The 19,325-nt window shown below is 72.3% G+C and carries 20 protein-coding genes and 1 pseudogene; 15 read left to right on the plus strand and 6 right to left on the minus strand.

Translation table 11 applies throughout. From position 1 onward, the window contains the following. The first annotated feature begins 158 nt into the window (after window positions 1-158). Both ACN27B_RS09100 and ACN27B_RS09105 read left to right on the plus strand, forming a co-directional pair. Window positions 159-560 carry a hypothetical protein gene (locus tag ACN27B_RS09100; protein WP_099164869.1) on the plus strand — a complete coding sequence of 134 codons (402 nt, stop codon included), beginning with the start codon at window positions 159-161 and terminating at the stop codon, window positions 558-560. Continuing rightward, a complete protein-coding gene (locus tag ACN27B_RS09105) occupies window positions 560-2,200 on the plus strand; it encodes a cation acetate symporter (RefSeq protein ID WP_099163259.1) in 1,641 nt (546 codons plus the stop codon). The genes ACN27B_RS09100 and ACN27B_RS09105 overlap by 1 nt, the downstream gene beginning before the upstream one ends. A gap of 47 nt (window positions 2,201-2,247) precedes the next feature. On the opposite strand, the gene ACN27B_RS09110 is transcribed toward ACN27B_RS09105, so the two are convergent. Next, the gene (locus ACN27B_RS09110; protein ID WP_253866099.1) at window positions 2,248-3,096 is read right to left on the minus strand and encodes a hypothetical protein; all 849 of its coding nucleotides are present in this window, start codon (window positions 3,094-3,096) and stop codon (window positions 2,248-2,250) included. Next, window positions 3,089-3,587, minus strand: a pseudogene (locus tag ACN27B_RS09115) (SigE family RNA polymerase sigma factor). Before ACN27B_RS09115 ends, ACN27B_RS09110 begins: the two are co-directional and overlap by 8 nt. A 152-nt stretch (window positions 3,588-3,739) precedes the next feature. Between ACN27B_RS09115 and ACN27B_RS09120 the strand changes: the two are divergent. From ACN27B_RS09120 to ACN27B_RS09130, 3 genes are read left to right on the plus strand one after another with little or no spacing between them, the layout of a single operon-like run. Next, window positions 3,740-4,504, plus strand: coding sequence for an ABC transporter ATP-binding protein (locus tag ACN27B_RS09120; RefSeq protein WP_422744443.1), 765 nt, complete (start codon window positions 3,740-3,742; stop codon window positions 4,502-4,504). After that, window positions 4,489-6,183, plus strand: coding sequence for an ABC transporter permease (locus ACN27B_RS09125; protein ID WP_099163257.1), 1,695 nt, complete (start codon window positions 4,489-4,491; stop codon window positions 6,181-6,183). The genes ACN27B_RS09120 and ACN27B_RS09125 overlap by 16 nt, the downstream gene beginning before the upstream one ends. Beyond that, the gene (locus ACN27B_RS09130; RefSeq protein ID WP_099163256.1) at window positions 6,183-6,704 is read left to right on the plus strand and encodes a type II toxin-antitoxin system RatA family toxin; all 522 of its coding nucleotides are present in this window, start codon (window positions 6,183-6,185) and stop codon (window positions 6,702-6,704) included. The genes ACN27B_RS09125 and ACN27B_RS09130 overlap by 1 nt, the downstream gene beginning before the upstream one ends. Here the strand turns inward: ACN27B_RS09130 and ACN27B_RS09135 are convergent. The 4 genes from ACN27B_RS09135 to ACN27B_RS09150 are packed head-to-tail and all read right to left on the minus strand — an operon-like array spanning window position 6,685 to window position 8,476. After that, on the minus strand, window positions 6,685-7,215 hold the full coding sequence (locus ACN27B_RS09135) for a hypothetical protein (protein WP_099163255.1): 531 nt from the start codon (window positions 7,213-7,215) through the stop codon (window positions 6,685-6,687). The genes ACN27B_RS09130 and ACN27B_RS09135 overlap by 20 nt on opposite strands. A gap of 14 nt (window positions 7,216-7,229) precedes the next feature. Continuing rightward, window positions 7,230-7,487 (minus strand): hypothetical protein, encoded by a 258-nt coding sequence (locus tag ACN27B_RS09140; protein WP_422744446.1) that lies wholly within the window; start codon window positions 7,485-7,487, stop codon window positions 7,230-7,232. Window positions 7,488-7,505: 18 nt separating this feature from the next. Next, on the minus strand, window positions 7,506-7,694 hold the full coding sequence (locus ACN27B_RS09145; RefSeq protein ID WP_422744448.1) for a DUF397 domain-containing protein: 189 nt from the start codon (window positions 7,692-7,694) through the stop codon (window positions 7,506-7,508). After that, window positions 7,691-8,476, minus strand: a complete 786-nt coding sequence (locus ACN27B_RS09150; protein WP_422744450.1) for a helix-turn-helix domain-containing protein — start codon at window positions 8,474-8,476, stop codon at window positions 7,691-7,693. Before ACN27B_RS09150 ends, ACN27B_RS09145 begins: the two co-directional genes overlap by 4 nt. A 253-nt stretch (window positions 8,477-8,729) precedes the next feature. Between ACN27B_RS09150 and ACN27B_RS09155 the strand changes: the two genes are divergently transcribed. From ACN27B_RS09155 to ACN27B_RS09200, 10 genes are all read left to right on the plus strand, one after another. Further along, window positions 8,730-9,470: a flavin reductase family protein gene (locus ACN27B_RS09155; protein ID WP_099164867.1), complete on the plus strand. Its 741-nt coding sequence runs from the start codon at window positions 8,730-8,732 to the stop codon at window positions 9,468-9,470. Window positions 9,471-9,705: 235 nt separating this feature from the next. Then, window positions 9,706-10,074, plus strand: coding sequence for a DUF485 domain-containing protein (locus ACN27B_RS09160; protein WP_099163252.1), 369 nt, complete (start codon window positions 9,706-9,708; stop codon window positions 10,072-10,074). After that, entirely contained in the window at window positions 10,052-11,725 is a 1,674-nt protein-coding gene (locus ACN27B_RS09165) for a solute symporter family protein (RefSeq protein ID WP_099163251.1), read from the plus strand. Before ACN27B_RS09160 ends, ACN27B_RS09165 begins: the two co-directional genes overlap by 23 nt. 70 nt (window positions 11,726-11,795) lie before the next feature. After that, window positions 11,796-12,776: an NAD-dependent epimerase/dehydratase family protein gene (locus tag ACN27B_RS09170; RefSeq protein WP_099163250.1), complete on the plus strand. Its 981-nt coding sequence runs from the start codon at window positions 11,796-11,798 to the stop codon at window positions 12,774-12,776. 74 nt (window positions 12,777-12,850) lie between these two features. Continuing rightward, complete coding sequence (locus ACN27B_RS09175; RefSeq protein ID WP_099163249.1) at window positions 12,851-14,083, plus strand: LCP family protein; 1,233 nt, start codon at window positions 12,851-12,853, stop codon at window positions 14,081-14,083. Window positions 14,084-14,259: 176 nt separating this feature from the next. Beyond that, window positions 14,260-15,474: an LCP family protein gene (locus tag ACN27B_RS09180; RefSeq protein ID WP_099163248.1), complete on the plus strand. Its 1,215-nt coding sequence runs from the start codon at window positions 14,260-14,262 to the stop codon at window positions 15,472-15,474. A 166-nt stretch (window positions 15,475-15,640) separates the two neighbouring features. Next, window positions 15,641-16,576, plus strand: coding sequence for an LCP family protein (locus ACN27B_RS09185; RefSeq protein ID WP_172968051.1), 936 nt, complete (start codon window positions 15,641-15,643; stop codon window positions 16,574-16,576). A 28-nt stretch (window positions 16,577-16,604) separates the two neighbouring features. After that, window positions 16,605-16,940, plus strand: a complete 336-nt coding sequence (locus ACN27B_RS09190) for a rhodanese-like domain-containing protein (protein ID WP_422744454.1) — start codon at window positions 16,605-16,607, stop codon at window positions 16,938-16,940. A gap of 14 nt (window positions 16,941-16,954) precedes the next feature. Continuing rightward, complete coding sequence (locus ACN27B_RS09195) at window positions 16,955-17,746, plus strand: glycerophosphodiester phosphodiesterase (protein WP_422744456.1); 792 nt, start codon at window positions 16,955-16,957, stop codon at window positions 17,744-17,746. A 76-nt stretch (window positions 17,747-17,822) separates the two neighbouring features. Beyond that, on the plus strand, window positions 17,823-19,277 hold the full coding sequence (locus ACN27B_RS09200) for an ATP-binding protein (protein ID WP_091567954.1): 1,455 nt from the start codon (window positions 17,823-17,825) through the stop codon (window positions 19,275-19,277). Window positions 19,278-19,325: the final 48 nt, after the last annotated feature.

Raw genomic sequence — 19,325 nt, forward strand, 5'->3', positions numbered from 1 at the left:
CATCCACCGGCTTGTCCACAGGTGTGGAGCGTTATCCACAGGTTGTGCACAGGGGCGGCCGACGTGCTCTTGACATTCGGGCGGAGCAGGCGAGACTGCCGGGGGTGACCGGAGCCGAGGAAGAGCGTCGGCCGGGGCGGCCCGTCGAGGCGGCCCCGGTGCCCGGCCCGCGCCCGCCGCGACCGGCCGACCCGCCGCGGCGGACCCGGATCGTGCTGGCCGAGGTGTCCCGGTCCGGCAGCCGGGCCGACCGCACCCGCTCCGAGCTGACCCAGCAGACCCGGGTCGGCGAGACGCTGGTGCAGGGGCTGATGCGGGCCCAGCTCTCGCTCGCGCTGCGGCTCAGCCTGCTGGTGCTGATCGGGCTGGGCGGGCTGCCCTGGCTGTTCGCCATCGCGCCGTCGGTCGGCCGGGTCACCGTGCTCGGGGTCAACCTGCCGTGGCTGCTGCTCGGCGTGGCCGCCTTCCCGTTCCTGATCGTGGTCGGGTGGGCGTACGTGCGGCTGGCCGAGCGCAACGAGCAGGACTTCGTCGACCTGGTGCACCGGCCGGAGCGCTGATGTCCAACGGCTATGTGGTCCCGGCGATCGTGGCGGTCACCCTGGTCACCGTCGGCATCGGCTTCTACGGGCTGCGGCTGGCCCGCACCACCTCCGACTTCCTGGTCGCCTCCCGGGCGGTCAGCCCCACCTGGAACGCCGCCGCGATCGGCGGCGAGTACCTGTCCGCGGCCAGCTTCCTGGGCGTCGCCGGGCTGATCCTCAAGTACGGCGTGGACGTGCTCTGGTACCCGGTCGGTTTCGCCGCCGGCTATCTGGCGCTGCTGCTGTTCGTGGCCGCGCCGCTGCGCCGGTCCGGCGCGTTCACCCTGCCCGACTTCTGCGAGGTGCGGCTCGGCTCGCGCCGGCTGCGCACCCTGGCCACCGTCTTCGTGATCTTCATCGGGTGGCTCTACCTGGTGCCGCAGTTGCAGGGCGCCGGGCTGACCCTGGCCACGCTGACCGGCGCGCCCTACGCTGTCGGCGCGCTCCTGGTCGCCGTGGTGGTGACCGCGAACGTGGCGCTGGGCGGGATGCGGGCGATCACCTTCGTCCAGGCCTTCCAGTACTGGTTGAAGCTCACCGCGCTCGCCGTACCCGCGATCTTCCTGGCCTTGCAGTGGCAGGCCGACGCCCGTCCGGCGGTGGCCCCGCCCGACGGGCCGACGTTCCGGACCGCGACCACCGTGGTGGTCGAGCACCGCGCCACGCTCACCCTGCCCGACGGCGACGTCCGGGAGGTACGCCCCGGCGACCGCCTCGACTTCGCCGCCGGTGACCCCGTGCCCGAGGTGTCCGGCGCGGCGACCGCCGCCGTCGACTGGCTGCTGCCGGACACCGCCGGCGACGACGACCGGAGCCTGTTCGCCACGTACTCGCTGATCCTGGCCACGTTCCTGGGCACCATGGGGCTGCCGCACGTGCTGGTCCGCTTCTACACCAACCCGGACGGCGCCGCCGCGCGCCGCACCACGCTGGTGGTGCTGGCCCTGGTCGGCGTCTTCTACCTGCTACCCACCATCTACGGCGTGCTGGGCCGGATCTACACCCCGCAGCTGCTGGTCACCGGGCAGACCGACGCGGTGGTGGTGCTGCTGCCCGGCGCGGCGCTGGGCGACGGCACCACCGGCCGGCTGCTCGCCGCGCTGGTCGCCGCCGGCGCGTTCGCGGCCTTCCTGTCCACCTCGTCCGGCCTGCTCACCAGCGTGGCGGGGGTGATCTCCACGGACGTCCTGGGCCGGGGCTCGGTACGCGGCTTCCGGATCGCCACGGTGATCGCCGGCGGGGTGCCGGCGGTGCTCGCGTTGAACGTCTCCGGGCTGGACGTCTCCCAGGTGGTCGGGTTGGCGTTCGCGGTGGCCGCGTCGAGCTTCTGCCCGCTGCTGGTGCTGGGCATCTGGTGGCGCGGCCTGACCGACCTGGGCGCCGCCGCCGGGGTGCTGGTCGGCGGCGGCGCGGCGATCGGCGCGGTGCTGCTCACCGTGCTCGGCCCGCCGCTGAGCGGCTGGCCCGCGACGCTGACCACCCAGCCGGCCGCGTGGACGGTGCCGCTGGCGTTCACCGTGATGGTGGTGGTCTCCATGGCCAGCCGACGGCGGCTGCCCCGCGACGTGGGCGCCACCATGCTCCGCCTGCACACCCCGGAGTCGCTGCGCCTGTGACGCGGGGCCGCCGCCCCCACCGGACGGCGGGGGCGGCGACCACGGGGTCAGCAGGCGTCGGTGCCGGCGCAGAGGCGGTCCGCCACCGACGAGGCGGTCCGGCGGGCCTCGGCCGGGGTCGTCTGGTGGTCGATCCGGAGTTGTGCCACCAGGTCGCCTCGGCGGACGACGAGCCACCGGCTGGGAGTCCCCTCTATCTCACTGCCCACCAGCAGGGCGTCGTCCCCGCCCAACGATTCGGCGAGGATCGTCAACGAGTCACCGGAGCGGGCCGGCGCACAGCCGGTGACCAGTTGGCGGACCCGCTGCATCACGGTGGCGGCGGACGTGCCCGAGTGCCGGGTCACCCGCTGCACGATCCAGTCGCTGGGCGAGTCGAACTGCACCGACCTGCTCGCCACCTGCCCCACCTGGAGCGACGGCGACTCGTTCCCGCAGTAGATGGTCACCGACTCCAGGGACCAGTCGCCGTCGACAGTCGTCGTCCTGGTGAAGCCGGTGGGCAGGTCGGCGAGTTGCAGCATCGCCGCGGCGGGGACCGCCCGGCTCGGCGGTCGGGCGGAGGGCGTGCCGCTGGTGGCGGCCGGCGCGGACGGGGTGGTGCGGCTCGGGCTCCCGCTCGGCGTCGGCTCGGCCGACCGGGAGGGGCTCGGCGTGGGCGTCGGCGTGGTGGGCTCGACCGTCGCCGGGGGCACCGGCGGTGCGGTCTTCTCCGGCGGGCCGGCGAACGCGACCACGCCGGTCGCGACGACGCCGACCGCGACCGCGGCGGCCAGGCCGGCGGCGATCCGGGTACGCCGGGCGCGCTGCCGGCCCCGGCGGCGCACCTGGTCGGTGGGAGCCCAGATGAGGTGCTCGGTGTCCTGGTAGAGGCCCGAGAAGATCGGATCAGGCATGGCGGACCTCCTCCGGGAGAGTCACGTCGAGGAGGGTGGCGAGGGCCCTGCGACCTCGGGAGAGGCGGGCCTTGACGGTGCCGGTCGGCACGCCGGTCTGCGCGGCGATCTCCGCGACCGACAGGTCGGCCAGGTGGTGCAGGACGATGGCCTCCCGCTGCTCCGCGGACAACTGCCGCAGCGCGGCGATCAGCGCGACCGTGTTCTCCGAGGGTGGACCGACCGCCGGTTGCGGGCCGTGCCGACGGTAGGCGACGACACTGTTGCGCATCTTCCGCCACCGGTTGACCAGGAGCCGGTGCCCGACGGTGCGCACCCACGCCTCCGGGTCGTCGTACGCGCTGACCTGCGACCAGCGCTGCCAGGCGCGCGTAGGCCTCCTGGGCGGCGTCCTGCGCCTCGCCGCGGTCGCCGCCGAGCGCGTACAGCACCGTGACGACCCGTTGCCTGCTGTTCCGGTAGAACTCCTCGAACGCACTGTCCGGATCCATCTCTCTCCCCGTTGCCGTCCCTGCGCCTGACACCCACCAGCGGGGGTGTCGGTTGCACCCGGTCCGTGATCCGACTCGTACCCCTCAGGTATGACGCGAAGATCGTCCTTCGGCCGGACTGCGCGGTGGCCGGCGCGGGCTACGGTCGGACCATGACCGATCAGCACCCGGCGCTCTCCCTGCGTGGCCTGGCCAAGCGGTTCGACACCAAGGTCGCGGTGGCGGGCGTCGACCTGGCCGTGCCGACCGGCTCGTTCTACGGCCTGCTCGGCCCGAACGGGGCCGGCAAGACCACGACCCTCTCCATGGCCGTCGGCCTGCTGCGGCCCGACGCCGGCGAGGCGCGGGTGCTCGGGTACGACGTCTGGGCCGATCCGGTACGCGCCAAGAGCCTGCTCGGCGTGATGCCGGACGGGGTCCGGCTCTTCGACCGGCTGAGCGGGGCGGAGCTGCTGGCGTACCACGGGCTGCTGCGGGGCATGGACCCGAAGGTGGTCGACCAGCGCGCGGCGGAGCTGCTCGACGTGCTGGCGCTCTCCGACGCGGGCCGCACGCTGGTGGTCGACTACTCGGCCGGCATGAAGAAGAAGATCGGCCTGGCCTGCGCGCTGCTGCACGGCCCGCGCCTGCTGGTGCTCGACGAGCCGTTCGAGGCGGTCGACCCGGTGTCGGCGGCGCTGATCCGGGACATCCTGCACCGCTACGTGACCGGTGGCGGCACGGTGATCTTCTCCAGCCACGTGATGGAGGTGGTCGAGCGGCTCTGCTCCCACGTGGCGATCCTGGCCGACGGCCGGATCAAGCGGGTGGGCACGCTCGCCGAGGTGCGCGGCGACCGGTCGCTGGAGGACGTCTTCGTCGAGGTGGTCGGCGGCCGGACCGCGACCGGTGAGGAGCTGTCGTGGCTGTCCCGGTGACCGCCGTCGAGCCGCCGGCCCGGGCCGTCTCGCCCCGGCACTTCGTCCGGCTCAAGCTGCGGGTGCTGGGCAACAACTTCCGCGGCCAGGCGTGGCGGATCGCGCTGTTCGTGCTGGGCGTCCTGTTCGGGCTCTGGTTCGCCGGGGTCGGGTTCTTCCTGCTGGCCGCGCCGGGCCTGGCCGGCGAGTCCCGGTACGCGCTGATGGCCGCCGCGTTCGGCGGCGGCGTGCTGACGCTCGGCTGGCTGCTCCTGCCCCTCGTCTTCTTCGGCGTGGACGAGACGCTGGACCCGGCCCGGTTCGCGCTGCTCCCGCTCTCCCGCCGCACCCTGGTCACCGGCCTGCTCGCCGCCGCGCTGGTGAGCGTGCCGGCACTGGCCACCGTGGTCACGGTGGCCGGGCTGGTGGTCACCGCCGGCGCGCTGGGCGGATGGTCGGCCGCGCTGGTCGGCGCGCTCGGGGCGCTCGGCGGGCTGCTGGTCTGCGTGGCCGGGGCGCGCGCGGTGACCAGCGCGTTCGCCACCATGCTGCGCTCCCGCCGGGTGCGGGACCTGGCCGCGGTGCTGCTCGCGGTGCTGGCCGCGCTGCTCGGGCCGTTGCAGCTGTTCGTGGTCGCCGCCGTGCAGCAGGCCGACTGGGACCGGTTGACCGGGGTGGCCCGGGTGGTCGGCTGGACGCCGTTCGGCGCGCCCTGGACCGCCGGCGTCGACGTGGCCGAGGGCCGGGCCGGCGCGGCGGTGGCGAAGCTGCTGATCACGGCCGCGACGCTCGGCGTACTCCTGCTCTGGTGGTCGCGGTCGCTGGAGTCGGCGATGGTGGGCGCGGCGAGCGCCGGGCCGGCCCGCGCGCCGCGGGGTGCGGTCGGCGGCGCGGTCGCGCAGCTCTTTCCCCGTGCGGTCGGCTGGACCCGGCGGGACCGGTTCGGCGCGCTGGTCGCCCGGGAGTGCCGCTACTGGTGGCGGGACGCCCGGCGGCGGGCCAACCTGATCACGGTCGCGGTGGTCGGCGTGTTCGTGCCGGTGATGGTCAACCTCGGCGGGGCCAGCTTCGTGGTCGAGGGCGGCGCGGCGTTCGGCGAGGCCACCGCCGACGCGAGCCCCGTGCTGGTCAGCCTCTCCATGGTCTTCGTCGGGGTGCTCGCGTCGGTGACGCTGGCCAACCAGTTCGGCTTCGACGGCAGCGGGTACGCGGCGAACGTGGTGGCCGGCGTGCCGGGGCGGGTGGAGCTGCGCGCCCGGATGGTCGCGTTCTCGCTCTACGTGGTGCCGATCCTGGTCGTGGTCGCGGCCGTGCTGGCTCTGGTGCTGGGGCGCCCGCAGTGGCTCGGCGTGATGGCCGGCGGGCTGTTCGCCGCGTACGGGTGCGGGTTGGCGATCAACGGGTTCATCTCGGTGCTGGGTGCCTACTCGCTGCCGGAGACGAGCAACCCGTTCGCCATGAACACCGGCGCGGGGATCGCGAAGAGCATGTTCACGCTGCTCTCCATGGTCGCCTCGACGGTGGCGGCGGTGCCGTTCGTGGTGGCCGCCGCGCTGCTCGGCGACGTCTGGCTCTGGCTGGCGCTGCCGCTCGGCCTGGCGTACGGGGCGGGGGCGGCGCTGCTCGGCGCGTACCTGGCCGGGGATGCGCTCGACCGCCGGCAGCCGGAGCTGCTGGCCGCGGTCACGCCGAGGCGCTGATGCCGGTCGTCGAGGCGGTCACCACGGTTCCGGTCCCGCCGGACCTGGCCTTCGCCGTCTCCCAGACCGTGGCCCCGGTCCGCTACCGCTGGGACCCGTTCGTGCGGGAGCAGCACTTCGTCGACGGGGCGACCCGGCCGGGCCGGGGCGTGCGGACGTACACCCGCTCCCGGCACGGCCTGGTCATGGTCAGCGAGTACGTCTCCTGGGCTCCGCCGACGAACGTCGGCATGAAGATGGTGCGGGGGCCGTGGTTCTTCGAACGGTTCGGCGGCGGGTGGCGCTTCGCACCCGGGCCGGACCCCGGCACCACGGTCGCGACCTGGCGGTACAACTTCCGCTGCCGCCCGGCGTTCCTCCGCCCGGTGGCCGACCGGATCGGCGTCTGGCTGCTCGGTCGGGACATCCGCCGCCGGATCGCCGGGTACGCGGCCGGCTGCGCCGACCCGGAGGTGCTGGCCGCCGCCCGCCGCGCGCTCGCCGACCCAGGGCCGGGGCCGGTCAGGGCCGGCGAGGGCTGACGACGCCGTCCTGCCAGTGGGGGGCGCGGCCACCCGCTCCGCCCAACCACACCGACAGCGGACCCTGGTTCCGACCCATCGACCGACGCATGGCGTTGACCAGGTCCAGTTGCGCCCGGGCCGGCGCGGCCATCGCCCGCTCGAACTGCTCCTGGGACAGCGGCGCGGTGGTGGTGTCCACCGCCGTGGTGTCCAGGAGCACCTGTACCGCCTGACCGAACCTGTCGATCTCGGTGGCCACCGAGATCGGGGCGACGAGGCTGGCCGACATCAAGGCGGCGCTCCACGCCCCCCAGTCGTAGTCCCAACCCGTACGTCCCAGGTGGGCGCGACGCAGGATCATCGTGAACGTGGCGTACTCCCGCAGCAGGTCCTGGTAGGCCACGAGCTGCCGGTCCCGTAACCAGTGCCGGTCCTGGGCGCGGCGGGTGAGCATCCCGCCGGCGAGCACGCCGACGGTCGCCGAGAGCGCGCCGCCGATGGTGGTGACGGCGATCTCCAGCAGTGCCACGGAGCCTCCCGGGCTCAGGTGGTGCGGCGCACGGCCGCGTAGACGTGGTGGCCGTCGCCGACGCTGAGCACGTTGACCAGTTCCCAGCCGTAGTTCGACAGGTGCTCCACCGCCTCCATGAGCGGCGGGAACCCGCTGCTGCCCCACTTGTGCCGGGCGATCACCATCAGGTGCTTGTACGGGTAGGCGCGCAGGTCGACCTGCCCGCCGAGGACGGCGTCGGCGGTGACCACCCGGTCCTGGGCGAGCTTCTGCGGTGGGACGAGAGCCATGCCGGCAGGGTAGGCCGATCAGTCCAGCCTCGCCCGCCGCAGGTGCGCGACCAGGGACTGCCAGGTGTCGGCGGTGAGGGTGAGGGTCGGGCCGGAGGGGTCCTTGCTGTCCCGGACCAGCACCACGCCGGGGAGGTTGTCCGCCACCTCGACACAGTTGCCAGCGTTGTCGGATCGGGTCGACTTACGCCACCTCGGTTGGTTCACGCCGTCACCTTCAACTTTCGAATCAGGTCAAGTGAGGCATGCTCCGGCAGCGCCTCGCCGAGCAGGATCTCCCACTTGCGAAGCATCAGGCGAATCCACTCCGGATAGTCGGCGATCTGTCCACGGGCGGGATTGTCGAGGCAGAGCACATGCTCACCATCGGGCAGCTCGGCGATGGCGAACCCACCGCCCAGCGAGAGGTGTGCACCGACATCGAGCGGTAGCACGTGTAGGCGCACCTGGGGGTGCTCCGCAGCTTCGAGCAGACGGTCGAACTGGCCGTCCATCACCTCGGGCCCGCCGATGGATCGCTGCAATGCGCTCTCGTCGATGATGAAGACGCACTCCGGTGGATCGGACTTCGCCAGCACGTTCTGCCGGGCCATACGCAGCGCCAGCAGCTCCGCGACCTGCTCCGTGCGATACAGGCGTCCCGCCTCGAAGATCGCTCGGGCGTACTCCTCGGTCTGAAGAAGTCCAGGAACCGCACATGGCTCGAAGTTGCGCAGGAGCACCGCTTCATCCTCGTATCCCTGCCAAGGCAGGAACCAGGACGGCGAGCGGTCGCCCTCGTACTCCTTGAGGAGGCTCGCGAGGAGGCCGCCGGTGGTGAGGGCCTGGTCGGCGGCGACCGCGAACTCCATGGTCGGCCGGCGGCGGCCGGTCTCGATCGCGGCGACCGTCGACGGGCTCCAGCGAATGGTGGCCGCCAGCGCCTCCTGGGAGACGTCCGCCCCGGCCCGGGCGGCCTTCAGAGCCCGGATCCACACCTCGATGTTCATCCTTACCTCTCCGGTAAGTACGTGACCGCGCTGCGTAGTAAGCCCTGGAATCCTCCCTCGCCGACACGGCCGAGTCCAGGGTGGAGGCACGCGGCCCGGCCGGTGGAGGCGACGACCCGGCGGCCGGTCCTGCGCCGGGTCGCCCCGACCACTCCCGGCCGGGGCGACCCCTTCCGGGAGGACGCCGATGCGGAACGAGCGCGGACGAACGAGGTACGGCTCCAGCCCCGTGCGGAGTCGGGGACACCTGCCGATGCGGCCGGCGTGGCGGTGCCGGGCGTGCGGGGCGCCCTGGCCCTGCCAGCCGGCGCGGCTCGAGCTGCTGGTCGAGTTCCGGGGCGACCGGACGGCGTTGCTGTTCCACCTGGGCGGGCTGCTGGCCGAGGCGAACGCGCAGCTCACCGATGCCACCGACCTGCACCGGCGCTTCCTGGGCTGGGCCCGGGTCCGGGGCGGCACAATGTTTCACGTGAATCATGAGCCGGGTGCCGAGATCCACCACACCGATCCGTTCGCGGTGCCGGCCGGGCAGCGCTCGCCGGTACGCCGACTGCGCGGGCGGCTGGCCGCCCCGGTGACGCTCTGGACCGCGCCCGGCCCGGCCGGGCTGACCGTCTCGTCCACGCTGGTGGCCGAGGGGGAGCCGGACAAGCTGCTCGGCCTGGTCGACCCGGAGTCGGACCTGTGGGCGGCGGTCGAGGAGGCCGGGCGGTTCGCGGTCACACCGCTGGGTCCGCACCACCGGCAGCTCGCCGACCGGTTCGCCGGCCTGTTCCCGTCGCCCGGCGGACTGTTCGCGCTCGACGCGTGGACCGACACCCCGTACGGGCCGGTGCCGGCGGACGCCGGCGGCTGGGCCGGGTGTCGGCTCGACACCGCCCGGGAGTACGGCTGGGGCCTCCTGGTCGAGGCCACCATCGAGGCGGTGGACCTCCCCCAGGACACCCCACCCCTGCTGCACTACCGAGGCCGCTACCACGACCTGACCGACTGACCTCACCTCGTCGATCATGAAGTTGGCGGCGAAAAATCGGGCAACCGCCACTGCCAACTTCATGATCGACGCGGAAGGGGTGGACCGGTTAGCGGAGTGACGTGGGTCACTGGGCGCAGCGGGAGTGCCGTTCGGCGCAGGTGTCTGCCGGGGGTCGACCGGGCCTTTCCGGGCTGGGAGCGCGCTCTCTACCGTGCGCGAAACTCCCCACGCCTGCGAAGGTGGTGATCCACAGATGTCCACGGACACACCCGCGTCCGCACCCTCCGAGTCGACGGCGGACCGGTACCTCGCCGTCCAACGATCGGACGAGTTCGCCGGGTTGCGGCGCACGCTGCGCGGCTTCATCTTCCCGATGACCGTCGCGTTCTTCCTGTGGTACGCGCTCTACGTCATCCTCTCCGCGTACGCGCGGGGATTCATGGGCACGAAGTTGATCGGCAACATCAACGTCGCCCTCGTCTTCGGCCTGCTCCAGTTCGTCTCGACGTTCGTCATCGCCTGGCTCTACTCGCGGTTCGCCAACCGGCGGATCGACCCGGTCGCCGACCGGATCCGGGCCGAGATGGGGGAGGTGACCCATGAACACGGTCCTCGCGGCTGAGGCGGGCAGCACCACCGCCCGGAACCTCACCATCACACTGTTCCTGGTGTTCGTGGCGATCACGTTGGCGATCACCGTCTGGGCCAGCCGGCAGACCAAGACCGCCACCGACTTCTACGCCGGCGGCCGGTCCTTCTCCGGCTTCCAGAACGGCATGGCGATCGGCGGCGACTACATGTCGGCGGCGTCCTTCCTGGGCATCGCCGGCATCATCGCCCTCTACGGGTACGACGGCTTCCTCTACTCGATCGGCTTCCTGGTCGCCTGGCTGGTGGCGCTGCTGCTCGTGGCCGAGCTGCTGCGCAACTCCGGCCGGTACACGATGGCGGACGTGCTGGCGTTCCGGATGCGGCAGCGGCCGGTCCGGACCGCGGCGGCGGTCTCCACCATCACCGTGTCGATCTTCTACCTGCTGGCCCAGATGGTCGGCGCCGGCGCACTGGTGGCCCTGCTCCTGGGCATCAAGCCCGGCACCACGTTCCTCGGCATGGACGCCGACACCGCGAAGGTCGCCACCATCATCCTGGTCGGCGCCCTGATGATCATCTACGTCACGGTGGGCGGCATGAAGGGCACCACCTACGTGCAGATCGTCAAGGCGTTCCTGCTGATGAGCGGCGCGCTGGTGATGACGCTGCTGGTGCTCGCCAAGTACAAGTTCAACCTCTCCTCGCTGCTCGGCGACGCGGCCGACGCCTCGGGCAAGGGGGCGGCCTTCCTCGAACCCGGATTGCGCTACGGCGTGGAGACACCCGGCGACGCACTGAAGACGTTCTACAGCAAGATGGACCTGCTCTCGCTGGGCATCGCGCTGGTGCTCGGCACGGCCGGCCTGCCGCACATCCTGATCCGCTTCTACACCGTGCCGACCGCACGGGCGGCCCGCAAGAGCGTGCTCTGGGCGATCGGCATCATCGGCAGCTTCTACCTGCTCACGCTGGCCCTCGGCTTCGGCGCGGCGGCAATCGTCGGCGGCCAGGCGATCACCGCGCAGGACAAGGCCGGCAACACGGCCGCGCCGCAGCTCGCCGAGGCGCTGGGCGTGGACTTCCTCGGCGGGAGCCTGGGCGGCGCGACACTGCTGGCGATCATCGCGGCGGTCGCGTTCGCCACGATCCTCGCCGTGGTCGCCGGACTGACCCTGGCGTCGTCGTCCAGCCTGGCGCACGACTTCTACGCGAACGTGATGAAGAACGGTCAGGCGTCGGAACGGCAGGAGGTGACCGTCGCCCGGATCTCCGCACTGGTGATCGGCGCCGTGTCGATCGTCCTGTCGATCTTCGCGCAGAGCCTGAACGTGGCGTTCCTGGTGGCGTTGGCGTTCGCGGTCGCCGCCTCCGGCAACCTGCCGGCGATCCTCTACAGCCTGTTCTGGAAGCGGTTCAACACCTCGGGCGCGGTCTGGGCGATCTACGGCGGCCTCGTCTCCGCGGTGCTGCTGGTCTTCTTCTCCCCGGTCGTCTCCGGGGCACCGACGGCCATGTTCCCGGACCACGACTGGCACTGGTTCCCGCTGTCCAACCCGGGCATCATCTCGATCCCGATCGGCTTCCTGTGCGGCTGGCTCGGCACGATCCTGTCCAAGGAGAGCGACGACGACAAGTACGCCGAACTGGAGGTGCGCTCGCTGACCGGCGCTGGCGCCCACTGATCGGCATGCTGGACCGGAGGGACCCCCGTCCTGGGCGGGGGTCCCTCCTCACCTGTATAGGCTGGCCGGCATGAAGGTCGCTCCCCGCTTCGGTGCCGGACACCGCATCCTCGTCACCGGCGGCGCCGGTTTCGTCCCGTCCCACCTGGTCGACCGGCTGGTCGAGCGCGGCTGCTCGGTGGTGGTGCTGGACAACTTCGTCACCGGCTCCAAGGACAACCTGGTCCATCTGCTGGAGAAGCCGACCTTCACGCTGGTCGAGGCGGACATCTCGGACGGCCTGCCGACCCACCACCCGGCGGTGGCCGAGCGGTTCGACGCGATCCTGCACATGGCGTCGCCGGCCAGTCCCACCGACTTCGAGAAGCTGCCGGTGGAGATCCTCCGGGTCGGCTCGGTGGCCACGCTGGCGCTGCTGGAGCGGGCCACCGCCGACGGTGCCCGGTTCCTGATGGCCTCCACCTCGGAGGCGTACGGGGACCCGAAGGAGCACCCGCAGCGCGAGACGTACTGGGGCAACGTCAACCCGATCGGCATCCGGAGCGTCTACGACGAGGCGAAGCGCTTCTCGGAGGCGGCCACCATGGCGTACCACCGCAGCCGGGGCACCGACACCGCGATCGTGCGGATCTTCAACACGTACGGCCCGCGGATGCGCCCGGACGACGGCCGCGCGATCCCGACCTTCATCTCCCAGGCGCTGCGCGGCGACCCGATCACGGTGCACGGCACCGGCAACCAGACGCGCTCGATCTGCTACGTCGACGACCTGGTACGCGGCATCCTGCTGCTGCTCGACTCGACCGAGACCGGCCCGATCAACTGCGGCACCGAGCACGAGATGTCGATGCGGCAACTGGCCGAGACGATCGTGTCACTCACCGGAAGCACATCTGAGGTGAGCTACATCACTCGCGCCTCGGACGACCCGGAGATGCGCCGGCCCGATCTGACGCTCGCCCGCGAGCTGCTGGGATACGAGCCGACCGTGACGCCCGAAGACGGCCTCCGACGCACGATCGAGTACTTCCGCGGGCGGCTAGGGTACTGAACCCGGCTGGCAACCGGCTGACACCGGTGCGCGCCTGAGGGTGAGGGTGGCCGGGCCGACCTACCCTCGGTTACATGTCAGCGACCTCGTCTGCCGGCGCTCCGCTCCCGCGTCCCCTGAACCGCGGTGCGGGCCGCGCCCAGGTTCCCGGCCCCGGCCGGAGCACCGCCGCGCGCGCCCGTGCCACGGATGCCCGCTGGTACCCCTCGGCCGACGAGGCGCCCCGCTCGGGCGGCCCCGGCGGGCCGGTGGGACCCACCGGGCCGGGCGGACCAGGTGACGGGCCGGGCGGGCCGGGTCGACGCGGTCCCCGCCCGCGCTGGGGCCGGATCGGCCTGGTCGCCGGCATCGCGGTGCTCGTGCTGGCGCTGCTCGGCGGCGTCGGCGCCTGGCTCTACGCCCGCAATCTCGACGGCGACCTGGCCCGGACCGACCCGTTCTCCGAGATCACCGGCGGACGGCCGGCGAAGCAGGTCGACGGCGCGCTGAACATCCTGCTCGTGGGCAGCGACTCCCGGGACCCGGACGCCCCGGTCGACGGCGCCGGCAAGTGGCGCGCGGACACCGTGATCGTCATGCACATCCCGGCCGACCACAAGAGCGCCTACCTGGTCTCCATTCCGCGCGACCTGTACGTGCCGATCCCGGAGAACGCGGGCGCGACCTGCGACTCCGGCTCGCGTAACAAGATCAACGCGGCGTTTGCGTTCGGCGGCCTCCCGCTCGCGGTGAAGACCGTGGAGTGCTTCACCGACGTACGGATCGACCACGTCATGGCGATCGACTTCGCCGGCTTCAAGGACGTCACCGACGCCCTGGGCGGGGTCGACCTCAAGGTGGAGCGGACGATCACCTCGATCCACAAGCCGTACCGGACGTTCACCAAGGGCGTGAACCACATGAACGGCGCCGAGGCGCTGGACTGGGTCCGGCAGCGCAAGCAGTTCCCCGACGGCGACTTCGCCCGGATGCGCCACCAGCAGGAGTTCCTCAAGGCGCTGATGGACAAGGCGGCGAGCACCGGGACGCTGAGCAACCCGAAGAAGCTGAACGACTTCCTCCAGGCGGTCACCGCCGCCGTCACGGTCGACCAGGGGTTCTCGTTGACCGACATGGCGGTGCAGTTCCGCAGCCTGCGCGGCGAGAACCTGACGTTCGTCACCAGCCCCAACCTGGGCGGCCAGACCATCGACGGCCAGTCGGTGGTGGTTTCCGACCGGGAGAAGGCGCTGGCGATGTACCAGGCGATCGTCGGGGACAAGATGGCCGAGTGGATGCGGGCCAACCAGAAGAGCGCGGGCGACTGACCCCCACCGTGCGGCGCCACACCGGCCAACCGTCGTCCGGTCGCTCTCCCTCGCCCGTTCGGCTACAACTCGGGGAGATCGGCCGGTATTGACGGGAATAGCCGCCTCAGGAGGTCGCGAGAACGGGAACAGGTACGTACAGTGGTCCCGCCCCCGATCATCGAGCTGGAGCACGCATGTCGGTCCAGACCAGCCGCCGCCCGCACTCACTGGAGCCCGGATCATCCGGGCGGGTCCCCCCGATCATCCCCACCCAGCCCGGCCCCGGAGGCCGTGGACCCGGTGGCGGGAAGAAGAAGCGCACCAAGCGCAAGGACCCGCTCTGGGCCAAGCTCACCCTGGTGCTCGGCGCCGTCCTGATGGTGACCAGCGGGGTAGCGATCGTCGGCAGCAAGGCCGTGATCGGCCAGGCGACCAACAACATCGCCCAGCGCAACCTGCTCGGCGAGGCGGGCAAGAGCGAGGCCGAGGGCGGCAGCAGCCTGGAGGGCCCGATCGACATGCTGCTGCTCGGCGTCGACGCCCGGGCGCGCTGGGCGGCCGACGACGTGCGGTCGGACACGATCATCATCCTGCACATCCCGGCCAGCCACGACCAGGCGTACCTGATCTCGATCCCGCGGGACACCGAGGCTCGCATCCCGGCGTTCAAGGACAGCGGCTACAAGGGCGGCACCGACAAGATCAACGCCGCCTTCTTCCACGGTGCGCAGAACGGCGGCGGCTGGGAGGGCGGCGCCCAGCTGATGGCCAAGACCATCAAGGGCATGACCGGGATCAGCTTCGACGGCGCCGCGATCATCAACTTCGGCGGGTTCAAGAACGTCATCGACGCGCTGGGCACCGTGCGGATCTGCGTCAGCCACGAGGTTCCCTCCCACCACATGTCGATGGTCGAGGGCAAGCCGATGTGGAACGCGGACGCGAAGAAGACCGGCAAGCCCTACAAGCCCGTGGTGCACAAGAAGGGCTGCCGGGAGATGGAGGGCTGGGAGGCGCTCGACTACTCCCGCCAGCGCTACGGCCTGCCGAACAGCGACTACGACCGGCAGCAGAACCAGCAGCAGCTGATCAAGGCGATGGCCAAGAAGGCCACCGAGGGCGGCATGCTGACCAACCCGATCAAGCTGAACTCGCTGATGAAGGCCGCCGGCAAGGCGTTCGTCCTGGACACCGGCGGCGTGCCGATCGCCGACTTCATCTTCACGCTCAAGAACCTGAGCGGCAACGACCTGGTCACGCTGCGCACCAACGGCGGCACGTTCGCCGGCAACGGCAACGGCCGGGAGACGTTCAACGCGACGACCATGGAGATGTTCCAGGCGGTCAAGAACGACAAGCTGGCCGACTTCATCGTGGCCAACCCGACCGTCCTCTCCACCCGTAAATGACCGAAGCCGGCATCCGCCGGCCGATCCCCCCGTAGCCTGACGTGAGCGGGTCTCATGTCGCGACCACGGGGGGATCGTCACGTCCAGGCCAGCACGGAACCGACGCGGGCCGGCCCGACCGGCCCGCTGGCCCCGGTTCCTGCTCGGCGCCGGGCTCGCCCTGGTCCTGCTCGCCGCGCTCGGCGTCGCCGGGCTGAACTGGCTCACCCACCGCTACGACCGCACGGTGGCCAAGGAGCAGCTGCTCGACCCGACCGCCCGCAAGAAGCGGACGAACCTGGACGGGGCGCTCAACTACCTGCTGATCGGCTCCGACCACCGCCCCGGCGCGAACCCGGAGGACCAGCGCTCGGACAGCATCCTGATCGTGCACGTGCCGGCCGGGATGCGGCAGGCGTACCTGATCTCGGTCCCGCGCGACCTGCTCGTCGCGGTCCCGGCCGCGCCCGGCTTCCCGGGCGGCCAGGACAAGGTCAACGCCGCGTACGAGCACGGCGGTGGGGGCGAGGGCGGGGCCCGGCTGCTCAGCGCCACCCTCACCCGGCTCACCGGCATCCGCTTCGACGGCGCCGCGCTGATCGACTTCTCCGGCTTCAAGCAGGTGATCGACCATCTCGGCGGCATCACCATGTGCGTGGACACGCCGGTCCGCTCGATCCACACGAAGACCCGGTTCGACGTCGGCTGCCAGCAGATGGACGGGGCCCGGACGCTGGACTACGTCCGGCAGCGCTACGACCTGCCCGGGGGCGACTTCGACCGGCAACGGCACCAGCAGCAGATGCTGCGGGCCGTGCTCGACCGGGCCGGCGAGACGCACCTGCGCACCGACCCGGTGAAACTGGACCGGGTGCTGCGCGCCGTCGGCGGGGCGCTGACCGTGGACACCAACGGCGTACCCCTGGACGAGCTGCTGTTCGCGCTCCGCGGCCTGCCCGCGGACGCCCTGCGCGGCGTCCGGGTCCCCTCCTACCCACAGACCATCGATCAGGTGTCGTACGTGGTGCTGGACAACGGCGGCGACGGGCTCTTCACCGCGCTGCGCGACCGGCGGGTGCCGGAGTGGGCCGGCGCCAACTCCCGCTGGGTCACCCGGCTCTGACCGGTCCGGGCGGCTAGGCTTGGCAATCGTGTTCGGAGCCCAGCTTCCCAGCGTCCCCGCGTCGGCCGTGCCCGACGACGTCTACCTGCTCGACGTCCGTGAGGACGACGAGTGGGCCGCCGGCCACGCGCCGGCCGCCTATCACCTGCCGATGACCGAGCTGCCGGCCCGGCTCGCCGAGATCCCCGACGACCGTGAGGTGGCGGTGATCTGCCGCTCCGGCGGGCGCTCCGGCCAGGTCGTCGGCTACCTGCTCCGCAACGGTTGGGACCAGGTGCGCAACGTCGAGGGCGGGATGGGTGACTGGGCCGCCGCCGGCCGCCCGGTGGTCACCGACGACGGGCAGCCGGGCCGGGTCGCCTGAGGCACGTCCCGGCCATGACCGCCCCCCTGGTCTTCGCCCATCGCGGCTCCTCGTACGACCTGCCGGAACACACCCTCGCCGCCTACCTGCGGGCGCTCGACGAGGGTGCGGACGGGCTGGAGTGCGACGTCCGGCTGACCCGCGACGGTCACCTGGTGTGCGTGCACGACCGCCGGCTGGACCGGACCAGCAACGGCCGTGGGCTGGTCAGCGCGCGGACGCTCGCCGAGCTGGAGGCGCTGGACTTCGGCTCCTGGCACCCCGCCGCCGCGGTGGCCGAGGGCGCCGCGCCGCTCGACGAGTCGCACACCCGGCTGCTCACGCTGGAACGGCTGCTCGAAGCGGTGCTGTCCGCCGGGCGACCGGTCCGGATGCTGATCGAGACCAAGCACCCGTCGCGTCACCGGGGCGACGTCGAGCGTCGCCTGGTCGCCCTGCTGCGCCGGCACGGCCTCACCGAGCCCGGCCCGGACGACCCGGTCCAGGTGACCGTGATGTCGTTCTCCCCGCTGGCCGTGCGGCGGATCCGGGAACTCGCCCCGGCGCTGCCCACGGTGCTGCTGCTGGAGGTGCTGCCGCGCTGGCTGCGGCTGGGCCGGCTGCCCTTCGGCAGCCGGATCGCCGGGCCGGGGGTGGAGCTGGTGCGGGCCCGCCCGCAGCTGGTCCCGGCGCTGCGGGCGGCCGGGAACTCGGTCTACGTCTGGACCGTGAACGAGCCGGAGGACCTGGAACTCGTGCTCGCCGCCGGGGTGGACGGGGTGATCACCGACCGGCCCGCCCGTACCCTGGCCCGGTTGGGCCGGTGAACCTCGTCGATCCGTCCGGCGGACGGTCGCCCGGGTGGGGGTGTCCACGGCGCGGACGGCGCGGCACACTCGGGACATGCCGGAGCGAACCGACTACCCCGCCCTCATCGCCGGTCACACGTCCGTGATCAAGATGATCAACTCGGGCGAGTCCGGCCTCGCCGTGCTCACCAGCCTGCTCCGTGAGGTCGAACCCGCGGTCGGCGCGGCAGGCCTGGTCTTCGTGGAGTTCACCCCGGCCGGCGGTCGGGTGATCGCCGCGACCGGCAGCGCCGAGTTCGTGATCGGCCGCCCGCTGCCGGCCACCGACCCGGCCACCGTCTGCCTCCTGGCCGGCCCACCGGTGCGGGAGGTCCGGGTGGACGCGATCCCCGGCGCGCTCGCCGACGAGGTGGCCGGCCGGGGTCTGAGCCGGATGATCGTGGCGCGCGCGGAGATCGGCGGGCTGACCGTCGGCAGCCTGCACGCCCTCTACCCGGCGGGCGAGCCGCTGGACGCCTCGCAGCGCGCCGTCGTCGGCTACGTCGCCGCCTGCATCGCGCACATGTACGGCGACCAGACCGGCCTGCCGGTGCACGGCGACGGCCCGGTCGTGGCGGCGCTCGCGGACGGCCTGGCGGTGGTCGACCGCGACCACCGCGTCCGGCTCTGGAACCCGGCCGCGGCCCAGGTGACCGGCCGGCCGGCGGACGAGGCACTGAGCCGGCCGCTGCCGTTCCCGCTGCCCCCGCCCGGGCAGGTGCTGGACCACCGGATGGCGGACGGGCGCTGGCTGCGGATCACCTCGGGCGAGCTGCCCGGCCCGACCGCGCTGCGGGTGGTCACCTTCCGGGACATCACCGACCAGCAGCGGCGCGACCACGACCGCGACCTGTTCGTCGCGGTGACCAGCCACGAACTGCGTACCCCGGTCACCGTGATCAAGGGGTACGCGGACACGCTCACCGACCACTGGGAGTCGCTCAGCGACGACGACCGGCGGCAGGCCGCCCGGATCATCGGGCAGCGCGCCAACGAGCTGGCCCGGCTGGTCGACCGACTGCTGACCGCCGCCACCGAGCACCGCTCCGGCGGTGAGCCGACCGCCCCGTTCGACCTGGTCGACGCGCTGCGGGCGGCGGTCGCCGACCTGCCGGCGGACATCCGGCACCGGGTCGTGCTCGACCTGCCGGCCGACCTGCCGAAGGCCCTCGGCGATCGGCACAGCCTGAGCACCGTGCTGACCGAGCTGGGCACCAACGCGGGCAAGTACTCGCTGCCGGACACCCCGATCGAGATCCGGGCCGAGGCGAACGAGCGGACCGTGTCGTTCCGGGTCGCCGACCGGGGCATCGGCATCCGGCCGGAGCACGTGGAACGCGCCTTCGACCGGTTCTGGCAGGGGGAGTCCGGCGACCGTCGGCGCTATCCGGGGGCCGGGTTGGGGCTCTATCTCGTCCGCCAGATCGTTGAACAGCAGAATGGATGGGTATCCCTCCGACCAAGGGCCGGTGGAGGTACGGTCGCGGAGGTGCGGCTGCCCCGGGGTTGACCCGGGCGCCCACGGGGGTGGAAGGAACGACGTGTCGACGGGTTCGGC

Origin of the sequence: Micromonospora sp. WMMD754 (assembly GCF_049315235.1) — a bacterium.
GTDB lineage: Bacteria > Actinomycetota > Actinomycetes > Mycobacteriales > Micromonosporaceae > Micromonospora > Micromonospora sediminicola.